19 protein-coding genes and 1 pseudogene are annotated in these 18,030 nt (G+C 70.7%); 4 read left to right on the plus strand and 16 right to left on the minus strand.

The annotated features are described in order from the left end of the window. Nucleotides 1-4 precede the first annotated feature (4 nt). Nucleotides 5-1,474: an AMP-binding protein gene (locus tag FM051_RS19680; protein WP_158845221.1), complete on the minus strand. Its 1,470-nt coding sequence runs from the start codon at nucleotides 1,472-1,474 to the stop codon at nucleotides 5-7. Between the two features lie 170 nt (nucleotides 1,475-1,644). Here FM051_RS19680 and FM051_RS19685 point away from each other — a divergent pair, with 170 nt between their 5' ends. From FM051_RS19685 to FM051_RS19695, 3 genes are all read left to right on the plus strand, one after another. Continuing rightward, complete coding sequence (locus FM051_RS19685) at nucleotides 1,645-2,298, plus strand: sigma-70 family RNA polymerase sigma factor (RefSeq protein ID WP_158845224.1); 654 nt, start codon at nucleotides 1,645-1,647, stop codon at nucleotides 2,296-2,298. Between the two features lie 99 nt (nucleotides 2,299-2,397). Continuing rightward, nucleotides 2,398-3,531 carry a DUF5667 domain-containing protein gene (locus FM051_RS19690; RefSeq protein WP_158845227.1) on the plus strand — a complete coding sequence of 378 codons (1,134 nt, stop codon included), beginning with the start codon at nucleotides 2,398-2,400 and terminating at the stop codon, nucleotides 3,529-3,531. A 39-nt stretch (nucleotides 3,532-3,570) separates the two neighbouring features. Then, complete coding sequence (locus FM051_RS19695; RefSeq protein ID WP_158845230.1) at nucleotides 3,571-4,461, plus strand: HAD family hydrolase; 891 nt, start codon at nucleotides 3,571-3,573, stop codon at nucleotides 4,459-4,461. A 190-nt stretch (nucleotides 4,462-4,651) separates the two neighbouring features. On the opposite strand, the gene FM051_RS19700 is transcribed toward FM051_RS19695, so the two are convergent. The 13 genes from FM051_RS19700 to FM051_RS53695 form a co-directional block, all read right to left on the minus strand. Beyond that, the gene (locus tag FM051_RS19700) at nucleotides 4,652-5,686 is read right to left on the minus strand and encodes a lysophospholipid acyltransferase family protein (RefSeq protein WP_158845233.1); all 1,035 of its coding nucleotides are present in this window, start codon (nucleotides 5,684-5,686) and stop codon (nucleotides 4,652-4,654) included. 29 nt (nucleotides 5,687-5,715) lie between these two features. Next, on the minus strand, nucleotides 5,716-6,753 hold the full coding sequence (locus FM051_RS19705) for an NAD-dependent epimerase/dehydratase family protein (RefSeq protein ID WP_158845236.1): 1,038 nt from the start codon (nucleotides 6,751-6,753) through the stop codon (nucleotides 5,716-5,718). Between the two features lie 248 nt (nucleotides 6,754-7,001). After that, the gene (locus FM051_RS19710) at nucleotides 7,002-7,103 is read right to left on the minus strand and encodes a 30S ribosomal protein bS22 (protein ID WP_015105422.1); all 102 of its coding nucleotides are present in this window, start codon (nucleotides 7,101-7,103) and stop codon (nucleotides 7,002-7,004) included. A gap of 122 nt (nucleotides 7,104-7,225) precedes the next feature. Continuing rightward, nucleotides 7,226-7,429, minus strand: a complete 204-nt coding sequence (locus FM051_RS19715; RefSeq protein WP_158845239.1) for a helix-turn-helix domain-containing protein — start codon at nucleotides 7,427-7,429, stop codon at nucleotides 7,226-7,228. Between the two features lie 120 nt (nucleotides 7,430-7,549). Continuing rightward, complete coding sequence (gene proC, locus FM051_RS19720) at nucleotides 7,550-8,362, minus strand: pyrroline-5-carboxylate reductase (RefSeq protein ID WP_158845242.1); 813 nt, start codon at nucleotides 8,360-8,362, stop codon at nucleotides 7,550-7,552. A gap of 204 nt (nucleotides 8,363-8,566) precedes the next feature. After that, complete coding sequence (locus FM051_RS19725) at nucleotides 8,567-9,373, minus strand: thioesterase family protein (RefSeq protein ID WP_158845245.1); 807 nt, start codon at nucleotides 9,371-9,373, stop codon at nucleotides 8,567-8,569. Nucleotides 9,374-9,381: 8 nt separating this feature from the next. After that, entirely contained in the window at nucleotides 9,382-10,302 is a 921-nt protein-coding gene (locus FM051_RS19730; protein ID WP_158845248.1) for a proline dehydrogenase family protein, read from the minus strand. Nucleotides 10,303-10,553: 251 nt separating this feature from the next. Further along, nucleotides 10,554-11,339: a sugar phosphate isomerase/epimerase family protein gene (locus FM051_RS19735; RefSeq protein ID WP_158845251.1), complete on the minus strand. Its 786-nt coding sequence runs from the start codon at nucleotides 11,337-11,339 to the stop codon at nucleotides 10,554-10,556. Beyond that, nucleotides 11,336-12,577 (minus strand): hypothetical protein, encoded by a 1,242-nt coding sequence (locus tag FM051_RS50565; RefSeq protein ID WP_202918912.1) that lies wholly within the window; start codon nucleotides 12,575-12,577, stop codon nucleotides 11,336-11,338. Before FM051_RS50565 ends, FM051_RS19735 begins: the two co-directional genes overlap by 4 nt. Then, nucleotides 12,577-13,587 carry a Ppx/GppA phosphatase family protein gene (locus FM051_RS19745; protein ID WP_158845253.1) on the minus strand — a complete coding sequence of 337 codons (1,011 nt, stop codon included), beginning with the start codon at nucleotides 13,585-13,587 and terminating at the stop codon, nucleotides 12,577-12,579. The genes FM051_RS50565 and FM051_RS19745 overlap by 1 nt, the downstream gene beginning before the upstream one ends. A gap of 27 nt (nucleotides 13,588-13,614) precedes the next feature. After that, on the minus strand, nucleotides 13,615-14,295 hold the full coding sequence (locus FM051_RS19750; protein ID WP_158845256.1) for a response regulator transcription factor: 681 nt from the start codon (nucleotides 14,293-14,295) through the stop codon (nucleotides 13,615-13,617). Then, on the minus strand, nucleotides 14,292-15,491 hold the full coding sequence (locus FM051_RS19755; RefSeq protein ID WP_158845260.1) for a sensor histidine kinase: 1,200 nt from the start codon (nucleotides 15,489-15,491) through the stop codon (nucleotides 14,292-14,294). Before FM051_RS19755 ends, FM051_RS19750 begins: the two co-directional genes overlap by 4 nt. A 108-nt stretch (nucleotides 15,492-15,599) precedes the next feature. Further along, complete coding sequence (locus tag FM051_RS53695; protein WP_338019481.1) at nucleotides 15,600-16,040, minus strand: aldo/keto reductase; 441 nt, start codon at nucleotides 16,038-16,040, stop codon at nucleotides 15,600-15,602. On the opposite strand from FM051_RS53695, the pseudogene FM051_RS19765 reads away from it, so the two are divergent. Continuing rightward, nucleotides 16,012-16,260: pseudogene (locus tag FM051_RS19765) on the plus strand (DNA-binding response regulator); the annotation flags it as partial. The gene FM051_RS53695 and the pseudogene FM051_RS19765 overlap by 29 nt on opposite strands. A 23-nt stretch (nucleotides 16,261-16,283) precedes the next feature. Here the strand turns inward: FM051_RS19765 and FM051_RS19770 are convergent. Further along, nucleotides 16,284-17,030: a phosphoglyceromutase gene (locus FM051_RS19770; RefSeq protein WP_158845263.1), complete on the minus strand. Its 747-nt coding sequence runs from the start codon at nucleotides 17,028-17,030 to the stop codon at nucleotides 16,284-16,286. Nucleotides 17,031-17,142: 112 nt separating this feature from the next. Then, complete coding sequence (locus FM051_RS19775) at nucleotides 17,143-17,451, minus strand: hypothetical protein (protein ID WP_158845266.1); 309 nt, start codon at nucleotides 17,449-17,451, stop codon at nucleotides 17,143-17,145. Nucleotides 17,452-18,030 lie beyond the last annotated feature (579 nt).

The raw sequence follows: 18,030 nt of genomic DNA on the forward strand, positions 1-18,030 counted from the left end.
CCGTTCAGGCTAGGGGCAGCCGCAGGCGGGCTCGCGCGAGCTTCCCGGTCGGCGAGTGCGGCAGCGTGGCGGCGAACTCGACCACGGTCGGCACCTTGAACTTCGCCAGCCGTCCGGCGCAGTGGTCCTTCACCGCGTCCTCGGTCAACTCGGCGCCCTCGACCGGCACCACGACGGCCTTCACCGACTCGCCGGTCCGCTCGTCCGGCACGCCGACCGCCGCCGCCTCGGCCACGCCGTCCAGCTCGCACAGCACCTGCTCGACCTCGTGCGGGTAGACGTTGAAGCCGTTGACGATGATCAGGTCGCCCGCCCGGTCGACCAGGTGCAGGTCGCCGTCCTCGTCGAGGTAGCCGACGTCACCGGTGCGGAACCAGCCCTCGGCGTCCGGGCCGTGCGCGCCGTCCGGCCAGTACCCGCTGAACAGGTTGTCGCCCTTGGCCGCGACCAGGCCGGTGCCGGGCTCGTCCTCGTCCTGGTCGAGCGGTCGGCCGTCGGTGTCGACCAGCCGCACCTGCACACCGGGCAGCGCGCGCCCGACGGAACCCGCCTTGGGCACGCCGCCGGCCAGCGTCGTGGTCAGCACCGGGCCCGTCTCGGTCAGGCCGTAGCCCTCGTAGACGGGCAGGCCGACGGCCTCGCGCATGGTGTCCAGCAGGCCGGGGGCCAGCGGTGCGGCGCCCGACGTGAAGAGGCGGACCGTGGCGAGGTCCTCGCGGAGCCGTTCGACCGGCTGGGCCAGGATCGCCGAGTACATCGGCGGCACCCCGACCAGCGTGGTCACCCGGTGCTCGCGGATCGCGGTCAACGCCTGGTCCGGGTCGAACCGCTCCAGCAGCACGGCCGTCGCGCCCGCGCCCGCCACCTGCAGCAGACCGGGGCCGAGCCCGTAGACGTGGAACAGCGGCAACGCCAGCAGCACCCGGTCGCCCGCGGTCACCGGGGCGGGCCGCAGGGACGCGCACTGCTCGACGTTGGCCAGCAGCGCCCGGTGCGACAGCATCGCGCCGCGCGGCGAGCCGGACGTGCCGGAGGTGTAGCCGAGCACGGCCAGGTCCTCGCCGCCGCCGATCGCGGTGAACTCCTCGCCCGGCTCCATGGTCGGTGCGGGCAGCGCCTCGACGTCCGCGCCCCCGCCGTCGCCGATGAGCAGCTTCGCGCCGCTGTCCGCGACCAGCCGCTGCAGCTCGCGGGTCGGCTGGCCCGGTCCGGCGGGCACCAGGACACCGCCGGCGCGCAGCACGCCGAACACCGCGACGCAGAACGCCGGGCCGGTGGGCAGCCGCACGACCACCCGGTCGCCCGGTTCCACACCCGCTTGGACCAACCTGTGCGCCTCACCGTCCACGGCGGCGTCGAACTCGGCCCAGGTGTAGCTGTTCGCAGTCGTGACATCGACCACCGCGACGTGCTTGGGTCCACGGTGCGCGGAGGCGCGAACCAGGTCGGCGATGTTGCTTGCTGAAGCGGTCAACGTGACCTCCTGGTAACCACAGCGGACCTCAGCGCAGTCTGTCACGTGGACGAGGAGTCACGAAGTGCCTCCGTCCGCGTCGCGGATTCGAGACCACTTGCCGCTACCTACTACGGAGTAACAACACGTATGCTGCCGGCACGTCGACTCTGTGGAGGTGCCGCGAGCCGATGACCGCAAGGGCACGCGAAAACTCCGTCCGAACTATCCGGACGCTCCGCTCCAGGTGGAGTGCGGGAGGGCAGTCCAGCACGATCGAGAGCGTGGAGAGCGACGCGGCCGACGAGCCGTGGAACCTGGTCCGCGCCGCTCAGAGCGGCGACACGGACGCGTTCGGCGCGCTCTACGACCGGTACGTCGACGTGGTGTACCGCTACGTGCTCTTCCGGGTCGGCGACCGCACGCTGGCTGAGGACGTCACCAGCGAGACGTTCCTCCGCGCGCTGCGCAGCATCGGTTCGATCAGCTACCAGGGCCGCGACGTCGGCGCTTGGTTTGTCACGATCGCGCGAAACATCGTTTTCGACTACGTGAAGTCCAGCCGGTACCGGTTGGAGATCACGACCGCCGAACTGGCGGACAACCGCGAGGTCACGGACGGTCCCGAGCAGGAAGTGCTGACCGACGCGACCAACGCCGAACTGCTCCGCTGTGTCGCCCAATTGGGTGAAGACCAGCGTGAATGCATCACCCTCCGTTTCATCCAGGGCTTGTCCGTGGCCGAGACGGCAGCGAGGATGGGGCGCAACGAGGGCGCCATCAAGGCCCTGCAGCACCGAGCGGTACGCCGGCTGGCCCAACTGCTGCCCACCTGGCTGCGGTGATCACCGTCGCACCGCTCGTGCTCGCGTAACCCCGGGACCTCCCGGTTCGTTACTCGGGGCAGGATCGCTCGAGACGGTTCGGGATGGTTGGCCTGCGGGATGGTACGAAGAGGGATCACGCCACTGTGGCGTCACAGACAGCGCGAGCAGTTCGCCCGCGCGGTCGACGCCCGTCCCGGTTCGACACCGCCCGGACCGGTGCCACCCGACTCGGCTGACTCACCTGACTCGCCCGACTCGGCCGTCGGGGATTTCGCCGACGAGCTGGCCGTCGTGGCGCTGCTGCGGAAAGCCGCCGTCACCAGCGGTCCGGACGAGGACGCCAAGGCGCGGATGCGGGCCAGGGTGCTGGGTGCCACCGCGCCGCCGCCCACCAAGCTCGACCTGCTCGAACAGGAGCGCCACAGACGGCGCGGCGGAGCCAGGGGTCGGTTGGCGGTAGCCCTCGCCGCGGCGCTGTGCCTGCTGTTCTCGCTGGCCGGGATGAGCCTGCTGCTGAGCCAGGACGCGCTGCCCGGTGACGCGCTGTACGGCGTCAAGCGCACCGCCGAGTCGGCCTCGCTCGGCCTCACCTTCGGCGAGGAGTCGAAGGGCTACAAGCGCCTGGAGTTCGCCGCCGCGCGCGTCGACGAGTTGGAAACGCTGGTCGACCGGTACCGCGAGTCCGGCGACGGACCGCTCGGCGGCTACCTGACCGCGCTGACCGATTTCGACGCCGACGCCGCGGCCGGTTCCCGCGTGCTGGCCGCGTTCGGGTCGAACTCGGATCAGCGCACCCTCGAGGAGCTGCGCGACTGGGCCACCGCGCAGGCGACCCGGTTGGCGGAGCTGCGGATGTCGCTGCCCACCGACGCCGCCGACCGGGCCGGGACGTCGCTGGACCTGCTCGACCGGATCGCGCAGCGCGCGTCGGCGCTGCACGCCCGGACGAACTGCGTGTCCGTGACGTCGGGGCAGGTCGACCAGGTCGGACCGGTGCCGGACGAGGGCGAGTGCGTGACGCAGCCGGTCGACCCGGGCACGTCGCCGAACGGCCAACCGTCCGCGGTGGAGACCACCACGCCCGCCGTCGCGCCCACGACGTCCGGCCCCGGCGCCACCAGCGCGTCGGACGGCGTACCCGATGTGGTGTCGTCGACGCCGCCGGTGCCGACGACCACGCCGGGCGGACCGCTGCTCCCGCTGCCCACGTTGACGCTCCCGTCGCTACCCCTGCCCGGCCTCGGCGGCTGATCGCTACCCTGTCCCCATCGGACCGCGGGAGGCGCTGACGTGGTGAAAAGGCGTGTGGTGGAGGGCTCGGCGGAGCGGGAGAGACTTGCCGCGCTGGCCGGTGAGGCTTCGGCCGAGGCCGCGCTGGCGGTGGTCGGGCCACCTGGGAGCGCGGCCACGGACCTCACCGCCGCCGCCTTCTTCGACGTCGACAACACCATGATGATGGGTGCGTCGATCTTCCACTTCGCGCGTGGGCTGGCGGCGCGCAAGTACTTCAAGAACTCGGACCTGGCCGGGTTCGCGTGGCAGCAGATCAAGTTCCGGGTCGGCGGGCGGGAGGATCCGCAGAGCGTCGCGGCGTCCCGTGAGCAGGCGCTGTCGTTCGTAGCAGGTCGGTCGGTGGCGGAGTTGGTCTCGCTCGGCGAGGAGATCTACGACGAGCTGATGGCGGACCGGATCTGGACCGGTACCCAGGCTCTGGCGCAGATGCACCTGGACGCCGGGCAGCGGGTCTGGTTGGTCACGGCGACGCCGGTGGAGCTGGCGCAGATCATCGCCCGGCGGCTGGGCCTGACGGGCGCGCTGGGCACGGTGTCGGAGAACACCGACGGCATCTACACGGGCCGGTTGGTCGGTGACCTGCTGCACGGCCGGGCGAAGGCACACGCGGTCCGCGCGCTGGCCGCGAAGGAAGGCCTGGACCTGCGGCGGTGCACCGCGTACTCGGACTCGGTGAACGACGTCCCGATGCTCTCGGTGGTCGGCACGGCGGTGGCCGTGAACCCGGACTCGGGCCTCCGCGAAACCGCCCGCAAACGAGGCTGGGAGATCCGCGACTTCCGCACCGGCCGCAAGGCGGCGAAGATCGGCGTCCCGTCCGTCCTGGGCGCCGGCGCCCTGGCAGGCGCCGTAGCCGCCACCCTGGCCTACCGCCGCCGCGACCGCTGACGCCCGACCCCTGCGCGGTTGTCCCGACCGCTGACGCCCGCCTCCCTGCGCGGTTGTCCACAGTCCGCCGTCGACCGACCAGAGCTGTCGGGCCCTTGTGGCAGGGTTAAAGCAGGGGTCCCCTTGGGCGGGGGACGCCTGCGAAGCCGTTGTGGCCGTCGCGTCGGCCCGAGCCTCAGCCGAGCCGGCCTCAGCCGAGGAAGACGTTCCGGCGCTGCGTCAGCAGCCGGTACAGGGTCTGCTGGATGGTCTCGCGCACCTGGTCCGTCAGGTTGAACACGAGCATCGGGTCGTCCGCCGCGTGCTCGCCGTAGACATCGGTCCGGATCGGTTCGCCGAACTCGATGTACCACTTCGACGGCAACGGGATCGCGCCCAGCGGGCCGAGGAACGGGAAGAACGGCGTCACCGGGAAGTACGGGAACCCGAAAAGCCTGGCCAGCGCCTTGAGATCGCCGATCATCGGGTAGATCTCCTCCGCACCGACGATCGAGCACGGGATGATCGGCACACCGGTGTTCAACGCCGCCGACACGAACCCGCCGCGCCCGAACCGCTGGAGCTTGTACCGGTCCTTGAACGGCTTGCCGATGCCCTTGAACCCCTCCGGCCACACGCCGACCAGCTCGCCCGACCTGAGCAGCCGCTCCGCGTCCGGGTTGCACGCCAGCGTCTGCCCCGACTTCCGCGCCAACGCACCCAGCACCGGCGTCTTGAACACCAGGTCCGCGCCCAGCATCCGCAGGTGCCGACGCTTCGGGTGGTCCGCCCGCACCGCGAACGCGGTCATCGTCGCGTCCAACGGCAGCGTGCCGGAGTGGTTGGCGACGATCAGCGCACCGCCCTCACCCGGCACGTTGTGCATCCCGATCGTCTCGACCCGGAACCACTTCTCGTACAGCGGCCTGAGCGGCGGCATCAGGATGTGGTCGGTCAGGTCCGGGTCGAAGCCGAACTCGTCCACCTCGTAGTCGCCCTGGATGCGCCTGCGGGCGAAGCTCAGCAGGTCCGCCAGGTGCCGCTCCCAAGCCGCCGGCTCCGACGACGTGGGCTCGGGCTCGGGCGCCGATTCGTGCGCGGACTCCCGCGACGGCGACAGCGACGACGGCGGCGGGGGCTCAGGAAGCTGCCCCAAAGCCTGGGTTCTCGCCTGAGCCGCGCCGCGCCGTCGTCGGGAAGCCTCCCGGTCCGCACCGTGCAACGGGATCACCCGTGCCTCTGCCACGTGTCCACCTCCTCGCGTCTGCCGGCGGTCTAGCGGAGCCGGGCGGCGACGTCGAGGACGCCCCGCTCGACCGACGCCACCAACTCCGGGTCGATGATCGGACGCAGGGCGCGCCCGCTCACGTAGTCGTCGAACGCCTGCTGGGTGGTCCACCTCGGGGTGAAGCCGAACTCCTGCTTCAGCAGCGTCGTGTCCACCACCCGTCCCCAGTTGAGGAACCTCATCTGGTCCGGGGAGAAGTCCACCAGCCGCGCACTGCGGAACAACCTGCCCATCATGGGCACCGCCCCGCTCGGCACGGGCAGGTTGATCCGGCCCGCACGGCGGATGGCCTGCGACAGCAGCAGCACACCGTCACCGCCCACGTTGTACACGCCGGGCAGGTCGTGCAACGTCGCCCGCTCCAGCACCGCCAGCGCGTCCTCGGAGTGCAGCAACTGCACCCTGGCGTCGTACCCCAGCACCGTCGGCACGACCGGCAGGGCGAAGTACCTCGTCAGGACGGTGTCGATGCGCGGGCCGATGAAGTTGGTGAACCGCAGCGCGGTGACGTCGACGTCCGGCCTGCGCCGGGCGAAACCGCGCACGTACCCCTCGACCTCGACCGCGTCCTTGGCGTACCCGCTGGACGGCAGGTCCTTCGGGCCCATGTCCTCGGTGAACACCGCCGGGTCGCGTGAACTCGACCCGTAGACCGCGCTGGTGGACTTCACCACCAGCTTGCGCACGTGCGGCGACTTCTGGCACGCGGCCAGCAGCTGCATCGTGCCGATGACGTTCATCTCCTTCATCGCGGTCCGACCCGCCGGACCGGCCGGGTTCGCCGTCACCGACGCGTGCACGACCGTGTCGACGTGCGCGGTGGCGATGACCTTCGCGATGAGGGGGTTGCGGATGTCGGCGCGCACGAACTCGGCGCGGCCCATGCGGCGCAGCAGGTCACGGGACGGCGGCTCGGTGTCCACGCCGAGCACGCGTTCGACGTCCGGGTTCGCCGCGAAGCGCGCGGCGAGGTGGCCGCCGAGGAAACGGCTGCATCCGGTGACGAGAACGACCTTGGGCGCCATGCGACTCCCTGTGCGGTGGTGCGACTCGTCGATGCTATCCGGGTACCGGGATCGCGCTCGGCGACGGAGCGGCGTCTTGACGCAGGTCACCACTGCTTTACCGGTCAATCACCCGGATGGCGGGATGGCGCCCGGTGATCCAGTGGCGACCGCGACCACCACGGGTTCTCGCGCAGTCGCCGCAGAACGACGACACCGCCAGCCCACGGCTGTTCACCGTGGACTGGCGGTGCGAGAACCCGCAGGGGTTACTTGCCGCGCTTCCTGCGCTGCACCCGCGTCTTGCGCAGCAGCTTGCGGTGCTTCTTCTTCGACATGCGCTTGCGGCGCTTCTTGATGACCGAGCCCATGCGGGTTCCTTCACTACTAGACGTTGGTGGTCTCCACGCGCCGGTGGAGACACCCGTCAAGTGGGCGCGCCGACACCAGGCACGAACGGCCTATCACTTTACCTGCCTGTCCGTACCCGCCCTCACCCGGCGTCGAAGTACGCGTTCCGCAGGTACTCGTGCACCGCCTTCTCCGGCACTCTGAACGACTTCCCGACGCGCACCGCCGTCAGCTCACCGGAGTGAACCAGCCGGTACACCGTCATCTTCGACACGCGCATAACCAGCGCGACCTCGGCGACCGTCAGGAATCTGACTTGGCCGAGTGACTTCTCCTCCGCAGGCATAGATCACCGCGTCCTTCGACACGCGTCGTGCCGTCGGCTTCCCCACCGACGGTTCGACACGCACGTGCTCCCTTGAGGGTAACGGGACACGTGGGACTGGTGCGACGGCCAATGGCGGTATCAGTCCGCCTGGTGGTCCCGTCCCAGTTCCACCGAACGGTCGCGGGCCGCCTCGATGGCCGCCAGCATGGCCGCGCGCACGCCGTGCTTCTCCAGCTCGCGGATGGCCATGATGGTCGTGCCGGCGGGGGACGTGACGGCCTCGCGGAGGATGACCGGGTGCTGGTCGCCCTCGTTCAGCATGGTGGCCGCGCCGACCGCCGACTGGATGATCAGCTGACCGGCCAGGTCGCGCGGGATGCCGAGCAGGATGCCCGCGTCGATCATGGCCTCGACCAGGTAGAAGAAGTAGGCCGGGCCGGAGCCGGAGAGGGCGGTGACGGCGTCCTGCTGGCTCTCCGGGACGCGGGCCACCTTGCCGACGGTGCGCAGCAGCTCTTCGACCAGGTTCAGGTGGTCGTCGGTGGCGTAGCGGCCCGCTGAGATGGCGCTCATCGCCTCACCGACGAGCATCGGGGTGTTCGGCATGACCCGCACCACGGGGGTGCTGTCGGGCAGCCTGCGCTCGTACAGGGACGTCGGAAGGCCCGCGCAGAGGGACACGACGAGCGTGCCCGGCTTGAGCACGGGTGCCAACTCGTCCAGCAGCGGTTCGATGTCCTGCGGCTTGACCGCGACCACGAGCACGTCGGCTCGCTGCGCGGCGCCGGGCACGTCCAGGGCCTCGATGCCGTAGCGGGCGGTCAGGGCGGCGGCCCGGTCCGGGTGCTTCTCGGTGAACAGCAACTCGTCGGCCTTGCGCCCCCCGTGCAACAGCCCCGACAGCAGCGCTTCACCGATCTTGCCAGCCCCCAGCACGGCGATGGTCGTCATGCGCCAAGCGTGCCACGCCCCCACAACCCCAAATCCCCAGGTCCCACCTCCACCCCCACCGCAAGCCACCCCCAGCCCGCGTGTGTCCTACGTTCAGGACAGGTGTGTCCTACGTTCGGAACGCGAGAGAGTCCTACGTTCGGAACGGGTGTGTCCTACGTTCAGGTGCCCCGAGTTCAACGCTCAGGGCAGCGAGCGGCCGGGTCAGCTCGCCGGCGTCAACGCCAACTGCCGCGCCTGGCACACCAGCCGCCCGGCGGAGTCGATCACCACGGCGTCCTCGTCGAACCACTGCCCGTGCACCGCGCTGCACGACGCCCGCACGCGCAGCCACCCCGGCGCCGGGTTCGCCCGCAGCAACGCCGTCAGCTGCACGGTCGGCGACCACCCGAACCGGCCCAGGTTGAACGTCACCGGCATCGAGATGTCCCCGGCGATCAGCGCGAAGTACGGATCCGGCCGCTCACCCAGCGGACGCACCCACAGCCGCAGCACCAACGGGTCGCCCACACGTCCCTTCAGGAACCCGGCACCCTCCTGGTCCAGCCGCACGTCGCACACCGACCCGAGCTTGTACACCCCGCCGGATCCCATCGACGCCAGGTCGATCGCGTCCACGGGCGGCGCGGCGGGCATGTCGGGCAGGTCGACGTAGTCCGGCACGCCCGTCGGCATCCGCCCGACCGTCACCACAGCCTCCACGCAACTGCGCCCGCGCTGCTCGAGCGACGACGTCACCACGGTCGCCGTCCGCCCCGCCTTGCGCACCTCGGTCCGCAGCAGCACCGGCCCCACCTCCGGCGCGCGCAGGAACTGCGTGCTCACCGCCAACGGCGCCAGGTCGTCGGCACCGGGCACGGCCGCCCGCGCGCTGTCCACCGCCGCCCGTGCCACCAGGGCCAGCAGGAACCCGCCGTGCGGCTTGGGGCCGACGGTCCACTCGGCGGGCAGGGACGCGGTGTACGTGCCGTCGCCCAAAGGGCGGACCGCACTGGCTACCGAGAAGGACACAGGGCTCCTCACGAACGGCTTACCAGCGAGCGCAGGAAGAACGCGACGTTGGCCGGCCGCTCGGCGAGCCGGCGCATCAGGTACCCGTACCACTGCTCGCCGAACGGCACGTAGACGCGCACGACGTGCCCCTCCGCGGCGAGGTGCAGCTGCTCGCCGGTCCGGACGCCGTACAGCATCTGGAACTCGAAGTCCTCGACCGACTTGTCGTACCAGCGGGCGCGTTCCCCGATGATCTCGATCAGGCGCGGGTCGTGGGTGGCGAACATCGGGTAACCGGAGCCGGCCAGCAGGACGTTGGCGCAGCGCACGTAGTTGAGGTCGACCTCGTGCTGGTCGACGTAGGCCACCGACGCCGGTTCGGCGTACGCGCCCTTGCACAGCCGGACGCGGGTGTCCGCGAGCTCGCGGCAGTCGTCCAGGGTGCGGCGCAGGTACGCCTGGAGCACCGCGCCCACCGACGGCCAGTGGCGGCGCAGTTCGGTGAGCACGCGGAGGGTGGCGTCGGTGGTGGTGTGGTCTTCCATGTCGATGGTGACCGTGGTGTCCGACTGCTCGGCCGCCGCGCAGACGCGGGAGGCGTTGTCCAGCGCCAACGTCTCGTCCAGGGCCAGGCCGACGGCGGTCAGCTTCACGCTCACCTCGGCGTCTGCGGCCAGTCCGACGTCGTGCAGCTGGTCGAGCAGCTCCAGGTACGCGCGCACGGTGCGTTCGGCTGTCGTGCGGTCGGTCGTGTCCTCGCCCAGGTAGTCCAGGGTGACGCGCAGGCCGCGGCCGACCAGGTCGCCGGTCGTGTCGATCGCGTCGGTGGTGGTCTCACCGGCCACGAACCGGCGCACCACGTCACGGCTGACGGGGGCGGTCGCGACGACCCGGCGCACCGTGTCGTTGCCCGCGGCGGCGAGGATCAACGTGCGCAACGGGTTCACGATCAAGACCCTAGCCGCTGAGTCGCGTGGGAGCGGCTGCGAGTCGGCGTGCGGATGCGGTTGGCGACCCCTGTATTTCGCGTTCACAGTGCCTGAACGTTGAACTCGGAGGTCCTGAACGTAGGACACACCTGTTCCGAACGTAGGACTCTCGCGCTCCGAACGTAGGACACACGCGGCCTGAACGTAGGACACACGCGACTTGGAGGTTCGACTCTCGGCACCTGGAGGTTCGACTCGCGGGGGTGGGGTTAGAGGTGCAGGCGGGCGAAGAGGAGGGATTCGGCCAGGAGTTCGGCGCGTTCGGCGGCGGTGCGGGCGCGGCGGGTGTTGACCTCCAGCACGACCTGGCCGGTGAAGCCGGTGCGGGTCAGGTGGGTCAGCAGTTCGGCGCACGGTTGGGTGCCGCGGCCCGGGACCAGGTGCTCGTCCTTCGGCAGGCCCGAACCGTCGGCCAGGTGCACGTGCGTGAGCCCGTCGCCCATGCGCTTGGCCAGCTCCATCACGTCCACGTGCGCGGCCGACGCGTGCGACAGGTCCAACGTGTAGTTCCGGTGCCCCACGTCGGTCGGGTCGATCGACGGCCGGAACGCCGTCACCTGCACCGAGCGGCCACGCCCCAACGGACGCTTCACCGGGAACATGTTCTCCACCGCGATGGCGACACCGCTGGTGTCCTCCAACGACGCGACCAGGTCCGCGAACCCGTCCGCGTACTTCCGCTGCCACAGGAACGGCGGGTGCAGCACCACGGTCCGCGCACCCAGGTCACCGGCGGCCTGAACGCTGCGCCGCAGCCGTTCGGCCGGGTCCGGCGACCACACCCGCTGGCTGATCAGCAGGCACGGCGCGTGCACGGCGAGCACCGGCACCCCGCTGCGCTTGGCGAGCCGGTCCAGCGCCCGCACGTCCTGGCTCACCGGGTCCGCCCACACCATGACCTCGACGCCGTCGTAGCCGAGTTCGGCGGCGGCCTCGAACGCGGCACCGGCGGGTTGCGGCCACACGGCCGCGGTGGACAGGCCGACCGGGATCAAGACTTCACCAGGAGCATCGCCGCCGGCGACACCGTCACGATCAACCCCACCAGAACGGCCAGCACGGTGGTCTGGAGATCGTCGGCACGGCGGATCTTGCGGACCAACATCACCAGACCGACGGTCACCGCCAGCGCCACGACCAGCGCCGCGGGCGCGGCCGTGCGCCACAGGAAGTTGAAGCCGAGCCACAGCGCCGCGCCGCCGATCACGCCGACCGCGAGCTGGCCGATCATGACCAGCCACTCCTTGCCGGCCGAACGGTCGGCGGGGCGGTCGGAGTCCTCGTCCTCGTCCACGTCGGCCAGCCCGGCGGGCTCGTCGTCGAAGTCGCGTCTCTTGAAGTCACGACGGCTGTAGTCGTCGTCCTCGTCTTCCTCGTCGAGGTCGACGTACGGGTGGAACTGGGTGCTCTCCGGCTCCGCGCCGCCCTCTTCCGGCTCGTCGTCGTCGCCGAACCAGTCCTCGGGGTTCTGGCCGGGCAGCGGCTCGGGCAGCTTTGGCGGCGCGGGCGGCACGATCAGCACCGACTCGGTCGGCAGCGACTCCAGCGGCACGTTCGGCGTGAGCTTGTCCACGATGCGCGGCAGCACCTCGGTCACCGGCTCGCGCGGCGGCGGCTTGCCGACCGGTGGTGCGCCGGGCGGTCCGGGGCGCACCAGGTTCGACCGCGACTGCTGCTCGGGCTTGACCGGCGGGTTCGGCATGTTGGGCCGGGACGGTTCGCCCTGGTAGTCGGCCAGGATCGGCGGGACGACCCTGGTCTCCTCGGCCGGATCGATGTCGGGCGCGCGCCGACGGCCGGACTCGGCCTTCTTCGGCGGTTCGAGCCGCGAGGCAGGCGGTTCCATCCGGGACACCGGCGGTTCCGGCCGTGAGATGTCGGACCGCGAGACGTCGGACCGCGACAACGGCGGCTCGGGCCGGGACAGGGGCGGCGGAGGCGGGGGCGGCGCGACCGGCGGCTGGTACGTGGTGCGCTCGGTGTCGACACCGCGCTGGCGCTGCGGCAACGGCGGTGCCGGCGCGGCGGGCGGCTCGGGTTCGTCGCGGACCGGCAGCAGCCGTCCGCTGTCGGAGTTGACCCGGTCGATGATGGCCTGCGGAGCGGTGTCCGAGGTCTCTTCGGCACGGCGGCGTCGCCGACGCGGCGTCACCTCGCCGGAGCCCCCGCCGTACTGGGCGAGCAACTCCGCGACGGTGCGCTGGGTCTGCTCCGACTCGCTCTCTCGACTCATCAACTCCACCGTGCCCCGTGGCGGCCAGTCCGTCCAGTGTCACCCGTCCGGCGGGTGCCGTCCGTCGGGGTGTCCTGGTCCGAGCCATTAGTGTGGTCCAGCCGACGCAGGATGACACCTTCCCGCAGAGCCCAGGGGCAAATCTCCAGCTCGCCGAGTGACAGGGCTCGCATCGTGGCCTCCGCCACCAGAGCGCCCGCCACCAGCTGGTGAGACCGGCTCGGGCTCACGCCTTCGAGTTCCGCCAGATCGGACGCGGACATCCGGGAGATGAACGCGATGACCTGCCGCAGGCCCGAGTCGGTGAGCACGCGCCGTGCGCGCGGACCGGCCGACGACGGCGCGGCGCCCGTCAGCCGGGCCAGCGTCCGGAACGTCTTCGACGTCGCGACCACCCGATCGGGGGCACCCACTCGGCGGACCTTCTTCGCCACCGACGACAGCTGGTCCGCCAGCCACTCGGTCGTGTCACGCACCTCGGCCCGGGTCGGCGGGTCGTTGCGGAACCGCGTGCGGGTCAGCCTGCCCGCGCCGAGCGGCACCGAGAACGCCTCCTCCGGCTCCTCGTCCACGCCGATCGCCAGCTCCAGCGACCCGCCGCCGATGTCCAGGCACAGCAGCCGGCCCGCCGACCACCCGTACCAGCGGCGCACGGCGAGGAACGTGTACCGCGCCTCCTCCTCGCCGGTCAGCACCTGCAGGTCGACGCCGGTCTCGGCGCGCACCCGGTCCAGCACCTCGGCCGAGTTGCCCGCCTCGCGCACCGCGGAGGTCGCGAACGCCATCAGGTCCTCGCAGCCCAGCCGCTCCGCCGCCACCTTGGACGCGGCGACGGCGCGCACGAGCTGGTCGGCGCCGGCGCGGCCGAGCATGCCGGAGGAGTCCAACTGCTCCGCGAGGCGCAGCACGGACTTCTCCGAACTCATCGGCGTCGGGTGGGCACCACGATGAGCGTCCACCACCAAGAGGTGGACGGTGTTGGACCCGACATCAAGCACCCCGAGGCGCACGCGGTGCACCGTACCTGGTCTTGATTATCAGGATTCGAACTTGTAGCCCAGTCCGCGCACGGTCACCAGGTGACGCGGGGTCGACGGGTCCGGCTCGATCTTCGAACGCAGCCGCTTGACGTGCACGTCCAGGGTTTTCGTGTCGCCGACGTAGTCCGCGCCCCACACCCGGTCGATCAGTTGGCCGCGGGTCAACACCCGGCCGACGTTGCGCAGCAGGTACTCCAGGAGGTCGAACTCCTTGAGCGGGAGGCTCACCTCGTCGCCGTCCACGGTCACCACGTGCCGCTCGACGTCCATCCGCACCGGCCCCGCCTCCAGGACCTGCGGCAACAGCTCCTCGGACTCGCCGCCGCGGCGGAGCACCGCGCGGATGCGGGCGATCAGCTCACGTGCCGAGTACGGCTTGGTGACGTAGTCGTCCGCGCCCAGTTCCAGGCCGACGACCTTGTCGATCTCGCTGTCCCGCGCGGTCACCATGATCACCGGCACGGCGGACCGGGCGCGCAACTGCTTGCACACGTCGGTACCGCTCATACCGGGCAGCATGAGGTCGAGCAGCACGATGTCGGCGCCGTTGCGGTCGAACTCCTCCAGCGCCTCCTGGCCGGTGGCCGCGAGCGCCGCGGTGAAGCCCTCCTTGCGGAGCATGAAGGCGAGCGGATCGGCGAAGGACTCCTCGTCCTCCACGATGAGCACCCTGGTCACAGCTCTCCTCCGTGGTTGCTGCCCGCGCCGCTGGGGACGGGGGTGGCCGGTTCCTGCTTGAGCAGGTCCCTGGTCGGCTCGTCCTGGTCGGGATGAGCCGGGATGCGCAAGGTGAACGTGGAACCGGTGCCGGGCAGGCTCCACAGCTTCACCTCGCCGCCGTGGTTGTTGGCGACGTGTTTGACGATGGCCAGGCCGAGGCCGGTGCCGCCGGTGGCGCGGGAGCGGGCCTTGTCGACCCGGTAGAACCGCTCGAACACGCGGGTCTGCTGGTCCTCGGCGATGCCGATGCCGCGGTCGGTGACGGCGATCTCGACGAACCCGTCCACGAGCTTGCGGCTGACCGACACCGGGCTGCCCGGCGGCGAGTACGCGACCGCGTTGTCGAGCAGGTTGCTCAACGCGGTGACCAGCAACGTCCGGTCGCCCTCGACCTCGAGGCCGCTGGGTTCGTCGGTGGCGATCTCGATGCTCGCGGACTCTGCGGCCAGCTTGGACCGGCTCAGCGCCTCGTTGACGACCACGTCGACCTCGACCCGGCTGAGCTCCGGCAGCTTCTCCGCGCCCTGCAACCGCGACAGCGCGATCAGCTCGGTGACCAGCGTGCCCAGCCGGGTGGCCTCCTGCATGATCTTGGCGCTGAACCGGCGGACCTCCTCCTGGTCGTCCGCCGCGTCCAGCACCGCTTCGGCCAGCAGCGCGAGCGCGCCGACCGGGGTCTTCAGCTCGTGGCTGACGTTGGCCACGAAATCGCGCCTGGTCGCCTCCAGCCGGACCGACTCGGACTCGTCCGAGGCGTCGACGACCACGAAGTTCTCGGTGAGCACCTTGACCGAGGCGTGCACCGCCTCCGGCTGGCGGCCCTTGTTGACCTCCAGCGACGACAGGTCGACCGCGACCACGCCGCCGTTGCGGCGGGCGAGGTCGGCGGCCTGTCTGGCCCGGTCGTCCACCCGGTTGTTCCGCACCACGCCGAGCTCCTCGGCTCTGGCGTTGTGCAGCACGACGTCACCGAAGCCGTTGAGCACGGCGATGCCGTCGGGCGAGGAGTGGACGACCATGGCCATCAGGTCGGCGACGGTCAGGCCTTTGGGGCGTGCCTCGCGGGGACGTGCGGTAGCCCGTCCGGCGAGAAACGCCGCGCCGCCGATCAGCAGAGCGCCGATCGACAGGACGAGGTAACCCGTTGCGGTCACGAACGCATGGTAAGCAGGTCAGGGCGGGTATGGCCTAGTACGCAGGTGTGGTTCGTGACTCCTACGACACCGTCTGGGTCCGATGTTCTCCCAGCGGACGACGGCAGTTCACTCAATCGTGTCCAACAGGGTCAGGTCTTGTTCGGACAGGTGCAGATCGGCGGAAGCCAGGTTCTCCTCCAGGTGACGGGTGGAGGACGTGCCGGGGATCAGGAGCACGTTCGGCGCCCGGTGCAGCAGCCACGCCAGGACCACTTGGCGCTCGGTCGCGCCGTGCCGGCCGCCGACCTCCTCCAAGGCCTGGTGCTGCACCGGCGAGAAGCCGCCGAGCGGGAAGAACAGCACGTAGGCGGTGGTGCGGTCGAGCATCTTCTCGTCGCCGCGCTCGGCGACGTTGAACATGTTCTGCACGCACACCACCGGCGCGATCGCCAGCGCCTGGTCGAGGTGGTGTTCCCGGACGTTGCTCAGGCCGAGGTCGCAGATCAGGCCCTGCTCGCGCAGCTCGGCGAGGACGGTGCTGTTCGAGGCGGCGTGGCGGGCGGGCACCGCGCTGGCCGTGCACGAGGCGGAGATGGCCGAGCTGCGCGCCTTCGCGCCCGGTGTGCTGGACGCGTTGAACGAGGGCTGGACGGACGAGACGGCGGCACGCGCGCTGGGTGTGTCCCTGCGCACGTACCGCCGTCGCGTGGCGGAGCTGATGACCGCTCTGGGCGCGTCGTCCCGGTTCCAGGCCGGGGCGCGAGCCCGTGAGCTGGGCCTCGTCTGAGTTCTGGCGCTGAGTTCTGGGTTCTAGCGGCCCTGGTTGGCCACGGCCTTGATCGCGTCGGCGGCCGCGTCCGGGTCCAGGTACTCGCCGCCCGGCTTGAGCGGCTGGAGGTCGTCGTCCAGGTCGTAGCGCAGCGGGATGCCGGTGGGGATGTTCAGGCCCGCGATCGCCTCGTCGGAGATGCCGTCGAGGTGCTTGACCAGGGCGCGCAGCGAGTTGCCGTGCGCGGCGACGAGAACCGTCTTGCCGGTCCGCAGGTCGGGCACGATCGCGGACTCCCAGTACGGGATCATCCGCTTGACCACGTCCAGCAGGCACTCGGTGAGCGGCAGGTCGGGGCCGAGGTCCGCGTAGCGCGGGTCGGCGTCCTGGCTGAACTCGGTGCCGGGCTCGATCGGCGGCGGCGGGGTGTCGTACGAGCGGCGCCAGAGCATGAACTGCTCCTCGCCGAACTCGTCCAGGGTCTGCTTCTTGTTCTTGCCCTGGAGCGCGCCGTAGTGGCGCTCGTTGAGCCGCCAGTCCCGGCGGACCGGGATCCAGTGCCGGTCGGCCGCGTCCAGGGCGAGGTTCGCGGTGCCGATGGCGCGCCGCAGCAGCGACGTGTGCACCACCTCGGGCAGCACGCCCGCTTCGCGCAGCAGCACGCCGCCGCGCTTCGCCTCGTTCACCCCCTTCTCCGAGAGGGGGACGTCCACCCAGCCGGTGAACAGGTTCTCCGCGTTCCAGACGCTCTCGCCGTGGCGGAGCAGCACCAGGGTTCCGACAGCCATGGACGTCAGCCTGCCAGATGCCCCGTCCCTGTTCACGAGGGTGGTCGCGGTGATCTTGATCGGTGCAGCGGCGGAGCCGGGCCGGGCCCTCGTGACCCGGCCCGGACCAAGGTCAACTGCCCGAGCCGCCCGAGCCGCCGGGCGCGGACACAACGGGCACGCCGCTGACCTGCACCAGTTGGCTGAGCAGGCCGCCCGCCGCGCCACCCGTCAGGCCACCCGCCGCGCCACCCGTCAGGCCACCCGCCGCGCCACCCGCCACGCCACCCGTCAGGGCACCCGTCACCTTGTCCAAGGCCTCGTTGAGCGAGCCAACTCCGAGCCCGTCGGTGTTGCCCGGGGCGGCGTTCGCGACCGGGGCGGCGAGCAGGATGACGGCGGTGGCGCCGGCCGCGACGGCCAGCTTTCCGAGGATGCGCATGCGCGATTTCTCCGATGTCTGTGAGGGATTTGCACCCGACATGATTGTGGCGAGCCACCAATCCGGCACGACGACCAGCCGAAACCAACACCATCGGGTGGTAACCAGACCCCATCCGGGAACAACGCGAGCGGGCTGTCGTCAGTAGTTCACCCCACCGAACTGGCCTCGCGGGCGCGGAGGTCCTTGCGGAGGATCTGACGGGATCACCTCAACAGCTCTCTGACCTGCGGTTCCCCTGCCGCTCCGCCTAGAACGCCGCGTTTTGTTCCGTACAGGTTCCGTGGGTGCTACTTGACCTCTTCGTCCCGAACTACAGGCAGGACAGCCATCCTGGGACTTTGCCGTCGTCGGAAGGCCTATGGCGATCGGTCAGGGCCGCTCGTAGCTGTACTGGTTGCTGTACTTCGCTGCTGTACAGCAGTGCTCTGGACAGGCGTGATCCACTTGAGCTAGTGCCGCATCAGGCAACGTTCGCCCTGACGTGACACGCCGCGCGGGTCCTGTTCCGGGCGGTGCGTGTCCGTCAGGCTGGGTGAGTGGCAGATCGGGTACGTGTCCGTGGGATCGATGACGACG

It is taken from the genome of Saccharothrix deserti (assembly GCF_009769385.1).
Taxonomy (GTDB): Bacteria; Actinomycetota; Actinomycetes; order Mycobacteriales; family Pseudonocardiaceae; genus Actinosynnema; species Actinosynnema deserti.